Below are 14511 nucleotides of genomic sequence, written 5' to 3'. Positions count from 1 at the left end.
TATGGCATGAGAATTCTATTTCTGACATTTCTGGTTTTATTTTTTCTTCAGCCGCTTTCTGCCCAATATTACAATAAAGAGGAGCGACTAATTATTGGTTTGAATGGAGGACTGGTAAAACCCTTGGGTGATTTTGCTGAAGAAAGCAAATTAGGAACAGATTTGAGCTTAAATACCAAGATTCTCCTAAATCCCAGGATCGCAGTCGGACTCTCATTAGGTTTTATGACCTTTGCACAGAATGACGGCCTTTGGGCAGGAGATTCACGTGTGAAAAATGATGTTAAGTACCAAATAATTCCTATTGTCTTTACGGGTACATATTTCTTTCAGGCCTACGATTTGGATTTAAGACCCTATGCATCAATTGGGTTTGGATATTTTTTCTATCGAAATCAGGTTGAATCAACTCCAACCAACACATATACTCCTGTAAAATCTGAATATACAGTATCAACACATAAGTTTGGCTTAATGCCTAATGTTGGATTTATGTACAATATAAGTAAGACATTGGCTGTGGATGTCAATTTGAAGTATACTTATATTCCCAATTTTGAAGAGAAACTCGAAAAGAAGAAACTGAAACCTGGTTTTGATGAGAATATCGTGTTAACAGATCTTCAAAAATACAGATACCTGGGATTTGATAAAATTTCCTCCGCTTCACTCACAGTAGGCTTGTACTATCGATTCTAGCAATTAATAATTATCAATTTATAATTAAAGTAGTCCCTCATCTGCAAAGCTGTAGTATCCCTGATCGGCAATAATCAGATGATCGAGTACCTCAATGTTCATCAGTTTACCTGCTTCACGTGTTTTAAAAGTTAGGTCCTTGTCTGATTCTGAAGGCGTCAGGTTACCTGATGGGTGATTGTGGCATAGGATGATATTGGTTGATTCCAGTAGAATGGCATCTTTAAAAACCAAGCGCATATCGAAAACTGTTCCTGTGATTCCGCCAGATGAGACATTTTTTATCTCCAGTATTTTATTGCCCCGGTTAAGATAAACGACCCAAAACTCTTCGTGATTTAAATTTTCCACATAGGCTTGCAGTCTTTCGTAGGCATCCATGCTGCTGGTTATTTTCAACTTTTGTTTGGATGGGTGTGATTTTTGACGGCAGCCTAACTCTAAAGCAGCTATAATACTAATTGCTTTTGCTGAACCAATACCTGGCGTTTTCATTAAGTCTCGAATCGATTTTTTAGCCAGTTCGTTTAAGTCATTCTGATTATCGGACAGGAGCATTTTAGCAACTTCTACAGCAGATTGGTTTCTGTTACCACTCCCAATTATAATGGCTAATAATTCGGCAGTAGAGAGGCTCTTTGTGCCATTGTACATCATCTTTTCGCGTGGACGATCTTCCAATGCCCAATTTTTTATGCTGAGGTTTTTATATTCGCTCATTACCCGATAGAGTTTATGTCTTAGGTCAGAAATATGCTTACTAAATTTAATATTTTAAATTAAATAATACTATTTACCAATATATAAGAATTGAATAATAAAAAATGTGAAATTTTCTGAATGTTAGAGATGCTCAACTATAAATTATTATCTTGCAAAAGATATCTATACACTGGCAATTTTGTTGGATAGTTTGAATTGTATTCAAAAAAAAACATATGCTGAGACTTTTACTCGTAAAAAAACATCTCTTCTTATTGCTTGTTCTGCTTTTGACTTCGGTTTCCTTTGCAAAAGCAGAGTTAGCTGTGCATTCCTGTTTTTACGATATCACAAATGTAAATGGCTTTTATTCTTTAAATAAGTCTGCAGATCAATTGGATGATTTTGTAAAGAAAGAGCCGGGATTTTACCCAAATCCTGTTCAAGATATTGTCAATCTCACAGATCAGGAAGATGTTCTTAGAGTGCGAATTTTCAGTCTCACCGGTAAAACCCTTATCGATATCAAAACCAAGGAAGAGACTATAAATTTGTCTAAACTTTCAAAAGGTATGTATCTGATTAATTTTGACATGAAAGATGGCAAGAGAATCGCAAAAAAGATTATTAAAAAGTAGTTGTTGACTTTTAGTCGATCTCTAACAAATAAAAAGAGCCTTTGAGAAATCAAAGGCTCTTTCTGTATGTATACTAAAGATCTTATTAGGCTTTTCCAGCTCTTTTACGATCTGTTTCTTTAAGCATGATTTTTCTCAATCGGATATTGTTAGGGGTTACCTCTACATACTCATCACCTTGGATATATTCCAAAGCCTCTTCAAGAGAGTGAATGATTGGAGGAGCTAATCTCACCTTATCGTCAGTACCTGAAGTACGCATGTTGGTTAGCTTTTTAGTCTTGGTAACATTTATTACCAAGTCACCCGCACGATTGTTTTCACCAATAACCTGGCCTTCATAAATCTCAGTTGTTGGAGCAACAAAGAAAGTTCCTCTGTCCTGAAGTTTATTTAAAGCATAAGCAAAAGTAAGTCCGGTTTCCATAGCGATTAAAGAACCGTTAATTCGTCCTGGAATAACACCTTTGTGAGGTTGATATTCAAGAAAACGGTGTGAAATAACTGCTTCACCTGCTGTAGCAGTCAACATTTGGTTTCTTAAACCAATAATACCACGTGATGGAATCTGGAATTCAAGGTGAATACGATCAGCTTTACGTTCCATGGTTAACATTTCACCTTTACGCTGAGTCACAATCTCGATTGCTTTTCCTGAAACCTCCTCAGGAAGGTCGATATATAAAATTTCGATTGGTTCACATTTTTCACCACCAATATTTTTGATGATAACCTGTGGTTGACCAACTTGTAATTCATATCCTTCACGACGCATGGTTTCAATCAAGACTGACAAATGAAGGACACCACGTCCGAATACGATGTATGAATCAGCAGAATCAGTTGCTTCAACTCTAAGAGCAAGATTTTTTTCCAACTCTTTATTCAATCGATCAATTAAGTGACGAGAAGTAACGAATTTACCATCTTGTCCGTAAAAAGGAGAATTGTTAATGGTAAATAACATACTCATTGTTGGCTCATCAATAGCAATTGGTTCCAAAGGTTCTGGGTTCTCTACATCACAAATTGAATCTCCAATATCAAACCCATCGATACCAACCAAAGCACACAGCTCGCCTGAAGCAACTGATTGCACTCTTTCTTTTCCAAGACCGGTAAAGACGTGTAGTTCTTTAATTCGTTGTTTTTTAATGCTACCATCAGGTTTAACCAAAGTTACATCCATACCTTCGCGAAGTTCACCGCGGTGAAGACGACCTACAGCAATACGACCAACATAAGCAGAGTAGTCAAGAGATGTAATCAACATCTGTGGTGTACCTTCGATAGTTTTAGGCTCAGGAATAAATTCGATAACAGCATCAAGAATAGCCGTAATGTCAGTAGTTGGCTTTTGCCAGTCGGTAGACATCCAGCCTTGTTTTGCCGAACCATAAATGGTTGGAAAGTCAAGTTGCTCTTCATTTGCTTCAAGGTTGAACATCAAGTCGAATACTTGCTCCTGAACTTCTTCAGGGCGACAGTTTGGCTTGTCTACCTTATTGACAACAACAACTGGCTTCAAACCTAAGTTCAATGCTTTTTGCAATACAAAACGGGTTTGAGGCATGGTTCCTTCAAAGGCATCTACCAAAAGTAAAACCCCATCAGCCATGTTCAATACACGTTCAACCTCACCACCAAAGTCGGAGTGACCTGGAGTGTCAATAATATTAATTTTAACACCTTTATATTCTAAGGAAACGTTTTTCGATAGAATAGTAATGCCTCGTTCACGCTCCAAATCGTTGTTGTCTAGAATCAACTCACCCGGAGTTTCATTCTTTCTGAAAATGTCGCTGTGCATTATCATTTTATCAACCAATGTTGTTTTCCCATGGTCTACGTGGGCGATAATGGCAATGTTTCTTAGTTTTCTCATGTTCTTATTGGCTTAACTAAGGAGATAATCACAAATTTCAGATCTTTATCACAACTTATCTCCATGATGATGTTTAATACCAAATGCAAAAACTGAATGACCTAAAAGCTTTCAGAATAAATTTGCAATCAATATTGGACATTTTTAGCAATCAATAACTTAATTAAAATCATTGTTTTAGAGTTGATTGTCTTACTTCAAATGCGGCTGCAAAAGTACAGTTTATTTTTTTGAAAATATCAATTTTGATGAATTTAATTTTAAGGAAACGTTTTCTGTTTAATATCTTAAGATTGAATTAACATGAAAGCTCGATTAATTTGATTGTTTTGTGCTGTAGAAGTTCTAAAAAAATGAGTGAAAAGTAAAATTCAAGGATAAACTATTGACGAATATAATTTTATGAGGGATGAAGTTAAATTCGTACAGGTAATACATATTTAGATGCTTTAAAAAAAGGTCTTGAACATCAATTTATTTAGGCCTTTCAGCATGTATTAATAATAATGATTGATAAGTTTAAAATCTTTAAATCAAAATGATACGTTTGTGTTTGCTGAAAAAATACTATATTCAGTCACCCTTTTAAGATTCTTGTTTTAATTCGTGTTTATTCTTAGTTGGAATTGGTAAATCGGAGGAAAAAGTCTGTAATAGATGACTGAATCACATTTTTTTCGATAAACAATTGAAAAAAAGCGATGAATACTGGAAAATAGGATTCTTAACTTTTGTTAAATTCTTTTTAACTAACCATTTTTGTGAACGAATTCAGAGCGTGAGAACGTTTGAATTCAACAACCATTTTTGTGATCCGGATCTCTCAGTGAGGGTGAAATGTTTTTCTGTGGCCTGAGGGCTACAAAATCACTAATCTAACAATTCATTTTATGAAAAAAGCGATGAGAAGTATTTTGTCAATGGCAGCACTTATGATGCTGTCTGTTGCAGCTATTGCTCAAACCACTGTGAAAGGGGTGGTTGTTGACGGAAGTACCAATGAAACTTTGCCTGGTGCTTCTGTTGTTATTCCTGGTACAGCAACAGGAACTGTTACTGGTTTTGATGGAGCCTTTGTTTTGGAGGTGCCTAATGGAACCAAAACAATTTTAGTAAGTTTTGTGGGTTTCCTTGATAAGGAACTGACATTGAATGGGACACAAGATTTTGGTACAATTAAACTTGAATCAGATGCCGTTGGTTTGAACGAAGTTAGTGTAATGGCTTCTGTGGCTATTCAGCGCAAAACTCCTGTAGCTGTTTCTACAATTAGTCCTGAAATAATTCAGGAAAAATTAGGAACTCAAGAGTTTCCAGAGGTTTTAAAATCGACTCCTGGTGTATATGCAACTAAACAAGGTGGTGGATTTGGTGACTCTCGTATTAATATGCGTGGTTTTGCTTCAGAAAACATAGCCGTAATGATTAATGGTATTCCTGTTAATGATATGGAATGGGGAGGTGTTTATTGGTCAAATTGGGCAGGACTATCCGATGTGACTCGTTCTATGCAAACACAACGTGGTTTAGGTGCAGCTAAAATTGCAGCTCCTTCAGTTGGAGGATCAATCAATATTTTGACAAAGACTACCGATATGAAAAAAGGTGGTTCTGTTTTCTCAGGAATCGGTAATGATGGTTACAAAAAAACGGCAGTTACCTTATCTACTGGTTTAATGGATAATGGATATGCAATTACTTTCTCAGGTTCTAAAACCGAAGGAGATGGTTATATTATGGGCACTCCTTTTGAAGGTTATTCTTATTTCTTGAATGTGTCTAAGCAGATCAATGAAAAGCACCAATTATCTTTTACAGCATTTGGAGCGCCTCAGTGGCATGATCAGAGATCCCGTTATGATGCTCGTAAAATTGAAGAATGGAGAGATTTTAAGGATGGCTATAAGTTTAATGCGACTTATGGATTTGATGTTAATGGTGAATATATGAATGTGTCTCATAACTTCTATCACAAACCTCAAATATCTTTAAATCATTTTTGGACAATTGATGAAAAAACTTCAGTGTCAACAGCTGTGTATGCTTCAATTTCTACAGGTGGCGGATGGAGTGCACAAGGAAATGAAAGAAGTCGTTTATATGGATCTGATACCGAATATCGAACTATAGAGGGATATAAAGATTACGCACGAATTCAACAAGAGAATTCAATAGATCCAAATGGATCTCAAGCAATAATTGGAGTATCGAATAACAATCACCAATGGTATGGCTTGTTGTCTACTATTAATAAAGATTTAACTGATGAATTAAATTTTTCTGGTGGTATTGACATGCGCTACTACATTGGAGAACATACTAGAACTGTTGGGGATTTATTAGGAGGGGCATTTTTTATTGATCCCAATAGAGAAGATTCAGATGTTTTAGCTAACGACGAAAAGCTTAAAGAAGGTGATGTAATCGGTAGAGATTATGATGGAATTGTTCTTTCTACAGGAGGATTTGCTCAAATAGAGTATACAACTGGAAATTTAAGTTCGTTTGTTTCAGGTGCTATTTCCAATACTAATTACAAGCGTAGAGATCGTTTCTACTATGATGATAAAACTTCTAAAGCGTACAATTATATTGGTGGGACTTTAAAAGGAGGGGCTAATTATAATATTAATGAGTATCATAATGTGTTTGCTAATATCGGAGCAATTTCAAGAGCACCATATTTCAGTAATGTTTTCACAGCAAAAGATTTTAGTAATGTAGCCAATGAAGATGCTGTAAATGAGAAAATTTATTCTGTTGAATTGGGTTATGGATATAAATCTTCAATCATTTCAGCAAATGTAAATGCTTATTATACTATGTGGAATGATAAGGCTGTAACTGGTTTGGTTGACAGAACAGATCCAGATGCAGGTAGTTATAACATGACAGGTGTTAATGCTTTACACAAAGGTATTGAAATTGATATTAAGGCAAAACCAGCAGACGGATTATCAATTTATGCAATGTTATCGATTGGTGATTGGAAGTGGCAAGATGATACAGAAGCTTTGATTTTTGACCGTGATGGTAAACCTGTTGATGAAAATGGTAATGTCGTTGAGGCAGGTTCAGATAAGCAAAATAAGGTGAGTGCAAATATCGCTAATGTAAGTGTTGGTGATGCTGCTCAAACAACAGCCGCTATTGGAGCAAACTATAAGTTGACAAAGGATCTTAAAATCGGAGTTGATTATAACTACTTTGCTCGTCTATTTTCTAACCCAACAAATGTGACTGACTTAGCTGGGACAAATACTTGGGAAGTGCCTGATTATGGAGTGGTTGACGCTAATGTAAAATATACATTTGCAGTAGGTCCATTTACAGCTATTGCTTCAGCTAAGGTTATGAACTTATTCGATGCAGAATATATTGCAGACTCTTATGCTACTACTAACAAATGGCAGGATGCAACTGTATTTTATGGCTTCGGAAGAACTTGGACAGCTAGTTTAAAATTCAAATTTTAGGAATTTCGGATTTCAGAATTATTGAAAGCGAAATAAGTAAAATATAAAATTGAAAATATGAAATACTCAAAAATACTATTAGGAGCCTTCATTTTCTTCGGACTTGGTGTTTTTTCATCATGTGATGTAAATGATGAGTTCTACGATGAATTGGACGCCGCTAAAACGGGAACCGAGAACGCTCAAGCATTAGAGCGTACCTTATCTGTAGAAGATTATTCAGCGATTAGCAAATTGGCTTTGAAGAGCGCTAAAAATGAAGCAGATTCTACAAAGGCTAAGGCTATTGCTTCATTGTTAAGTTTTAGTGATGACAGACCAGCAGCAAATTACATTCCTGCTTTTTTAAATGATACGTATAAGAATTTTGATAAAACATCTTCAGCTAATATAACATTTAGTTATGATACAAGAGACGCTGAATATTTGATGTCTTATACAGATGCACCATATTTCAAATTAGGAAATGATGAATATGCTTCAGTAGATGTTACTACTGGAGAAGCTGGTTTTTTCACTCCAAAGTTTCCTGCTAAGGATTATTTGAATGATATCTTGAAAGCTGAGTACACAGAGGCAGTAGATGGTGATGTTGTGCTAGTAAGTTATGATTCAAGAGACACAAATTACGACCCATCTGAAGTAGATGTGGTAACCGTATTTGAAGCTGATTTTTCTGATAACCTAAATCAATTTGAAACCCGTTCAATTGTTGGAGATCAAGAATGGTATCAATCTTCATATAATGGAGCTGGATATGCTAAGATGAGTGGATACAGTAGTGGGGCTCGACATGATAATGAAGATTGGTTAATTACAGCCGAAATTGATTTAACTGAAACCCCTGATGCAATTCTTAATTTTTCGCAAGCACAAAACTTTTTGTCAGGTGATTGGCAACAGACTTTTATTTATGTAAGAGAAGGATATACTGCTGGGGATGCTTTAGATGTAGCTGATTGGGATGAAATTGTTTTAGCTGATGAAAACAAACCAGCCGGTAATAGTTACACCTATGTTGAATCTGGGGATATTTCTTTATCTGCATACAACGGTAAAAAAATACATATTGCTTTTGTTTATAAATCAAAAGCTCCGGATGATGCGTCAACATGGCAAATTTCTCAGTTAAGCGTTAAAGGTTATGGTCGCCCAGAAGGTGAAACATCAAAAGTATTTTATACTTTTGATGGAAGTAATTGGGGCACACCAGAAGGTGTTTATAATCTACAAAGAAGTGATTATGATTCGATGGGAAAACCTGGTGAGTATGGAAACTTTTCTAGCAGTGTAGCTCCTGAAGATTATTTACCAATATTCTTAATGAATAAATACCCATATGCTCAAGAAGGCGATATGATGGTAATGGTTTATAAGTATTATTCAGGAGGAACTAAGACTATTGCATCTGAATATACCTATAAGGAAGGGGTTTGGTCAACAATGCCTGAAAAGACTGAACAGTACGTTTATGCAGCTGGTGAATTAGGATGGGTATTTGATCCTACAGTGAGTTTTAAAATGTCAAAGGAAGATTATCATTTGATTGTTGTTTACTCAATCGCTGAGCATGGCGCAACTTCGAAATATAGCACATCTGAGTATTATTATGGCTCTAGTTCAAATTACGATAATTTTGACTTGAGAATTAAGAATAGAAGAAATCCGGATTATAAAATTGCTGGATATGATGGGTTATCTGATGAAGAAACCATTGCATTGATGGATGAAAGAATGGTAGAAGGAGTTGCAATCATGTTAGAGAAGAAATTTCCTGATGCAACAACTCAAGTTAACGGAATTGATGTTTTTTATAATATAACTGTAATCACTTTTGAAGAAGGCGATAGCGGATATGTAGATGGAGAATATACTCTTAAATTCCAATGTACTAAATCAGGACCATCTCCAGAGTTTACTTATATTGAAGGATTACCTGAAAGATAATAATTTCAGATAAAATTATTTAAAAGCTGCCCACTCGGGCAGCTTTTTTTGTTTAATAGGACGTTATTTTGATAAGCAAATAGATGCTGTTCATAAAAAGGCATGCTGCTAAATTGCGAAGACCCTAATCTCTTGAGTAAAATTTCATACCTTCGTATAGATCAACTCTAAAGAATACCTAATATGCCTTATCGTCGACTACCAAATACCGATCTAGCTCGAATAAGAGCTTTGCGTTCTGCCCAGGATATGGGAGAGATTTTATCTTCTTCTGAGTTGGGGTTTTCGTTTAATCTCCTTAGAAAGCTCCATGATTTCTTACCTCATTTTGAATTGGCTATTCGGAATCATCATCAGGCAATAGCTGAGCAATCAGCAAAAAGCAAGGAGTACAACGAAAGGCAAAAGAAAGCGAGACTTTATGTCTCTCATTTTATTCAGGTGCTTAATTTCACGATTGCACGCGAGGAATTAAAGCCGGAGGTGAGAGAATTTTATGGTTTAAAGGTAAATTCTCAAAATATCCCGTCCTTGGTTAAGGATTTGAAATTGATTGAATGGGGAGAGAAGTTGATCGAAGGGGAACGCCTACGTGTTGGAGCGGGTGGCAATCCCATTTATAGCCCCTCTATTGCACTGGTAAGAGTGAACTGCGATCGGTTTAAGGATGCTTATACGCACCAAAAGACTTTGCAAAATAATACACAACGATTTTCCGAACAAGTCGCTCAGAGACGACATGAGGCAGATCAGCTTATTTTGGATATTTGGAATGAGGTGGAATCGTATTATAAAGACAAGCCGGAAGATGAACGTCGCGACATATGCACCCGTTATGGCTTGGTGTATGTGTGGCGAAAATCAGAATTGGAACGTCAGAAACAATTAGAATCGGTAGAAAGTTCAACTCTCAATTTGCCTTTTTCTAGTTTTGAATAATTGATAGGTTAAAATTGAGAACAGGATGAGGGAAATAATACTTGTTCCCCACATAAGATCAGAAGAACCAATACTATCGGCTTTTTCCGGCAATTGCCCTTTATCGATAAAGTAGCTGGCAGAAACAGCCAAGCCGTTGTTGACTAAATGGGCAAGAATGGGAACCCATAACGAGCCTGTCCAAACCAATAGGTAACCGAAGAGCATGCCCAGAAAAAGTCTTGGAAAGAATCCGAAAAACTGCATATGAAGGGCCGAAAAACAGGCGGCAGAAATAAAAATTCCCCAATGAACACTTCCGGTCCATTTTGAAAGTTGTTTTTGTAAAACCCCTCTAAAAAGTAATTCTTCACCTAATGCTGGAATCACAGCTATCAAAACAAGATTGAGAAGTAAATCGCCAATATTATTCATGCATAAGAATTTTTCTGTGACCAAAGCTGCTTGTTCTTCAGAATGGCGCATCCATTGTTCAAGTTCTTTTAAAAAATCCGGGAAGTGGATATGAGAGTTTAATTCGGCCATCATATTGATTAGCGGAAGTGAAACTACAATTAGTAAAAATGCCTGAAGAAAGGTTGAAAATTCAGGTAGTTGGTTAATTTGAAGATACTTTCTTACGTTTGATGAGAAGAGGTAAGCAATAATGAAAGGAGGAATAATAAACATTCCCGTTGAATAAATGGCTTGATAGAATTTTAGAGCTGAGATATTGGGGTTTTCTCCATGTATGTCAAGGGCACTGGCATCTGTCATAATATTGATACCAAAGAATACGTAACTAAGCAATGAGCCCACAAAAAGGATAATAAAGCTTGTTCCAACGACTACACATAGGCTTAATAGAACTTGATTAAAATTCGATAATTGTGAGAATTTTCCTTTTAGCATGCTGATGTTTTTTTGATATTAAGCAAAAATAGTGAATTCTGTGAAGTTTAAAGTACCTGGAGTATTTATGAATATTTAAACTTGAAAGTATTTAGTTGGTATTTTTGAAACTAAAGGCTGGGCAATCAGTCTCTCTTCTAATGGGTTGAAAATATTCGGGAAAGCTATTTTATATCAAAAATAAACATGTATCTTTGTCGCGCTTAATAAAAGCAAGTTTATAACTATTTATATTAAAAGAAGCTATGGCAACAAAGATTAGATTAGCCCGACATGGTCGCAAAGGTAGACCATTTTACCACATTGTGGTAGCAGATAGCAGAGCGCCACGTGATGGTAAGTACATTGAGCGTATTGGATCTTACAATCCTAATACAAACCCGGCTACCATTAACCTTGACTTTGATAAAGCATTGACTTGGTTAAATAATGGTGCATTGCCAACTGACACTGCAAAAGCAATTTTATCTTACGAAGGTGTAATGATGAAAAAGCACTTATTAGGTGGTGTTAAAAAAGGAGCTTTTGACGAAGCTGCTGCTGAAGTAAAATTCGAAGCTTGGAAAAAAGAGAAAGAAGCTAAAATCAACGCTAAGAAAGAAGGTCTTTCTACAGCTGCTGTTGATTCGGCTAAAGCTCGTTTAGAAGCTGAGATGAAAGTTTCTGCTGACAGAGCTGAAGCTATTGCAAAAAAAGCTGCAGATGCTGCTGCTGAATTAGCTGCTGCTGAAGCTGCTAAGAATGCTCCGGAAGAAGCTGCAAATGAAGAAGGAACAGAATCTACTGAAGCTTAATTTATTTTGCATGTTTAAGAAGGAAGATTGTTTTTTTGTGGGGAGTTTTATCAAAACTCATGGAGTAAAAGGTGAACTTGTAGCAAAAAAATCTGGCGATCTTCTCGAAAAATATAAATTGGAATCAGTCCTTGTCGATATAGACGGAGGACTGGTTCCTTTTTTCATTACCCCACATGGTTTAACTCCAAGAAACCATGCCACCGTTCGTATTCTTCTCGAGGATATGGAGAACGAGGCAAAAGCAACCCGTTTTATTGGTTGTGATATTTATGTCCCTTTCAAGGATGCTCCCAATTATTTCGAAGATAAGGATGAGATTGAAGCTAGTGCTTTAATCGGGTTTACTTATATCGATGAAGAAAGAGGAGAAATTGGAATTATTGATGATATTCAAGACTTTTCGGGTAATATAGTTTTGGTACTTGAGTTAAATGGTCAGGAAGTGATGATTCCTTTTGCTGATGAAAACTTCGTCGAGATTGATGAGGATGATAAATCCATTACAATGACTACCCCTGAAGGATTGATCGACCTTTATCTTGAAGATTAAAAAACCTTTCTTTTTATCCCTATTTTGATTATCCGACTCTAAATTTGAGTTCTAATTACTTTCTCCAAGCTTATTTTTTGATGGCTTAAATTCTTTCTAAAGCCCTTTATTAAGATTTCCCTGAAATTATTATGATTTGTAACTAAACTGTTTAGTTTTATCTTGTCAGATCTATTTATTTTACCGACATTTGTCGCAAACGTTTGAAATAGGCACTTGGGAGATTAGTCTGAGTGTTTTTAATGTTTGCAACCATTTTTGATTTAAGATTAATTTCTGAGAAATGATTAAGAGTCCACTCCAAAAGGCAAGATCCAGATACATTCCCAAATTACCCAAATCATTAGAAAAAAGTGTAAGCCTGGTTACAGGTGAAGTGAGCGAATCGATAGCTGATCAGAAAGCTATAAAAGCAATGTTTCCTCATACTTACGGATTGCCGTTGGTGACTTTTTCGCCCAGTGATATTACTGAAAATCAAATTATGAATGTGGGTGTTGTGCTTTCAGGCGGGCAAGCTCCGGGCGGGCATAATGTCATTTCGGGACTTTTTGATGCGCTCAAAAAACTAAATAAAAAAAATCAGCTATTCGGTTTTATTGGTGGTCCCGATGGCTTACTAAATAACTCGTTTATCGAACTCGATGAAGATATTGTTGATGATTACCGAAATACGGGTGGTTTTGATATTATTGGTTCCGGCAGAACCAAGATTGAGGATGAAGCTTCTTATGACCGGGTAATTGCCAATTGTTTAAAAAATAATATTAACGCACTTGTAATTGTTGGAGGTGATGATTCGAATACCAATGCTTGTGTGCTTGCGGAATATTTTAAAGAGAGAAATGTTGGGATTCAGGTTATCGGTTGCCCGAAAACCATTGATGGCGATTTAAAAAACGACTTTATCGAAACCTCCTTTGGTTTCGATACAGCTTGTAAGGTTTATAGTGAGTTGATTGGCAATATTCAGAGAGATGCTAACTCGGCAAAGAAATATTGGCATTTTATTAAGTTGATGGGGCGTTCGGCTTCACATATCAGTTTGGAATGTGCTCTTAAAACCCAGCCTAATATTGCGATTATTTCTGAAGAAATAGAGAAATATAAGTTAACACTTAATAAAATCGTTGGCCAAATTGCTGAGATTGTTAAAAAGAGAGCCAATAAAGGGGAGAATTTTGGAACCGTTTTAATTCCTGAAGGATTGGTTGAGTTTATGCCTTCAATTAAAAAATTGATTGCCGAATTGAATGATATTTTGGCTTCACAACCAGAATATTATCTTCTCAAAACAAGTCAGGAAAAAAGAACTTTAATCACGGAAGCTTTGAGTGAAGAATCGGCCAAGGTGTATTCAAGCCTACCCGCTTCTTTTGCAAAACAATTAAGCCTTGATAGAGATCCGCATGGAAACGTTCAGGTTTCTAAAATTGAAACAGAAAAATTACTGATTGATATGGTTGCTGATCGTTTGGATAAGGATCAGTCGTTTCACGGTAAATTCAATGCGCAGAACCATTTCTTCGGCTATGAAGGGCGTTGTGCTGCTCCGTCTAATTTTGATGCAGATTATTGTTATTCACTGGGCTATACGGCAGCATTATTGATTAATGCGGGCAAAACAGGCTATATGGCCTTTATTAAAAATACGGCTCAAAGTCCGGAGAATTGGATCGCTGGTGGCGTACCCATTACCATGATGATGAATTTGGAAAGACGAAATGGTGATGTGAAACCCGTTATCCAAAAAGCTTTGGTTGATTTAAAAGGTAAACCATTTTTAAGGTTCCGATCAATGCGAAAAGAATGGGCAACCAATACCTCATACATCTATCCTGGACCGATTCAATACTTTGGGCCAAGTGAGGTTTGTGATGCCCCATCTGAAACACTTTTTCTCGAACAAGAAACGATTCAGCAAGAAGAACTTGTGATGGTATAGTTCTTGAAAAAATGCGCTAATCTAAAAAGGTTAGCGCATTTT

General features: G+C 36.2%; 11 protein-coding genes. 8 read left to right on the top strand and 3 right to left on the bottom strand.

Features of this window, described 5'->3' with window-relative positions; genetic code table 11:
- The first annotated feature begins 6 nt into the window (after positions 1 to 6).
- Positions 7 to 699, top strand: a complete 693-nt coding sequence (locus EO244_RS07965) for an OmpW family outer membrane protein (RefSeq protein WP_129254138.1) — start codon at positions 7 to 9, stop codon at positions 697 to 699.
- Positions 700 to 723: 24 nt separating this feature from the next.
- Here EO244_RS07965 and radC read toward each other — a convergent pair whose 3' ends face one another.
- Positions 724 to 1419 (bottom strand): RadC family protein, encoded by a 696-nt coding sequence (gene radC / locus EO244_RS07960; RefSeq protein WP_129254137.1) that lies wholly within the window; start codon positions 1417 to 1419, stop codon positions 724 to 726.
- A 218-nt stretch (positions 1420 to 1637) separates the two neighbouring features.
- On the opposite strand from radC, the gene EO244_RS07955 reads away from it, so the two are divergent.
- The gene (locus EO244_RS07955) at positions 1638 to 2039 is read left to right on the top strand and encodes a T9SS type A sorting domain-containing protein (protein WP_129254136.1); all 402 of its coding nucleotides are present in this window, start codon (positions 1638 to 1640) and stop codon (positions 2037 to 2039) included.
- Positions 2040 to 2124: 85 nt separating this feature from the next.
- Here EO244_RS07955 and typA read toward each other — a convergent pair whose 3' ends face one another.
- Positions 2125 to 3924, bottom strand: a complete 1800-nt coding sequence (gene typA / locus EO244_RS07950) for a translational GTPase TypA (RefSeq protein ID WP_129254135.1) — start codon at positions 3922 to 3924, stop codon at positions 2125 to 2127.
- Positions 3925 to 4814: 890 nt separating this feature from the next.
- On the opposite strand from typA, the gene EO244_RS07945 reads away from it, so the two are divergent.
- The 3 genes from EO244_RS07945 to EO244_RS07935 all read left to right on the top strand — a co-directional run bounded on the left by EO244_RS07945 (position 4815) and on the right by EO244_RS07935 (position 10286).
- A complete protein-coding gene (locus EO244_RS07945) occupies positions 4815 to 7400 on the top strand; it encodes a TonB-dependent receptor (RefSeq protein WP_129254134.1) in 2586 nt (861 codons plus the stop codon).
- Between the two features lie 57 nt (positions 7401 to 7457).
- The gene (locus EO244_RS07940; RefSeq protein ID WP_129254133.1) at positions 7458 to 9347 is read left to right on the top strand and encodes a choice-of-anchor J domain-containing protein; all 1890 of its coding nucleotides are present in this window, start codon (positions 7458 to 7460) and stop codon (positions 9345 to 9347) included.
- 183 nt (positions 9348 to 9530) lie between these two features.
- Positions 9531 to 10286 (top strand): hypothetical protein, encoded by a 756-nt coding sequence (locus tag EO244_RS07935; RefSeq protein WP_129254132.1) that lies wholly within the window; start codon positions 9531 to 9533, stop codon positions 10284 to 10286.
- Here EO244_RS07935 and EO244_RS07930 read toward each other — a convergent pair.
- Entirely contained in the window at positions 10251 to 11177 is a 927-nt protein-coding gene (locus tag EO244_RS07930; protein WP_129254131.1) for a CPBP family intramembrane glutamic endopeptidase, read from the bottom strand. The genes EO244_RS07935 and EO244_RS07930 overlap by 36 nt on opposite strands.
- 245 nt (positions 11178 to 11422) lie before the next feature.
- Between EO244_RS07930 and EO244_RS07925 the strand changes: the two genes are divergently transcribed.
- The 3 genes from EO244_RS07925 to EO244_RS07915 all read left to right on the top strand — a co-directional run bounded on the left by EO244_RS07925 (position 11423) and on the right by EO244_RS07915 (position 14469).
- Positions 11423 to 11971, top strand: coding sequence for a 30S ribosomal protein S16 (locus EO244_RS07925; RefSeq protein ID WP_129254130.1), 549 nt, complete (start codon positions 11423 to 11425; stop codon positions 11969 to 11971).
- Positions 11972 to 11981: 10 nt separating this feature from the next.
- On the top strand, positions 11982 to 12524 hold the full coding sequence (gene rimM / locus EO244_RS07920; protein WP_164977444.1) for a ribosome maturation factor RimM: 543 nt from the start codon (positions 11982 to 11984) through the stop codon (positions 12522 to 12524).
- 283 nt (positions 12525 to 12807) lie between these two features.
- A complete protein-coding gene (locus EO244_RS07915) occupies positions 12808 to 14469 on the top strand; it encodes a diphosphate--fructose-6-phosphate 1-phosphotransferase (protein WP_129254128.1) in 1662 nt (553 codons plus the stop codon).
- The last annotated feature ends 42 nt before the right edge of the window (positions 14470 to 14511 follow it).

The sequence above is a fragment of the Ancylomarina salipaludis genome (assembly GCF_004122035.1).
GTDB classification, from domain to species: Bacteria; Bacteroidota; Bacteroidia; order Bacteroidales; family Marinifilaceae; genus Ancylomarina; species Ancylomarina salipaludis.
The sequence above is the reverse complement of the archived record's forward strand: the minus strand, read 5'-3'. Positions and strand labels throughout refer to the sequence as shown.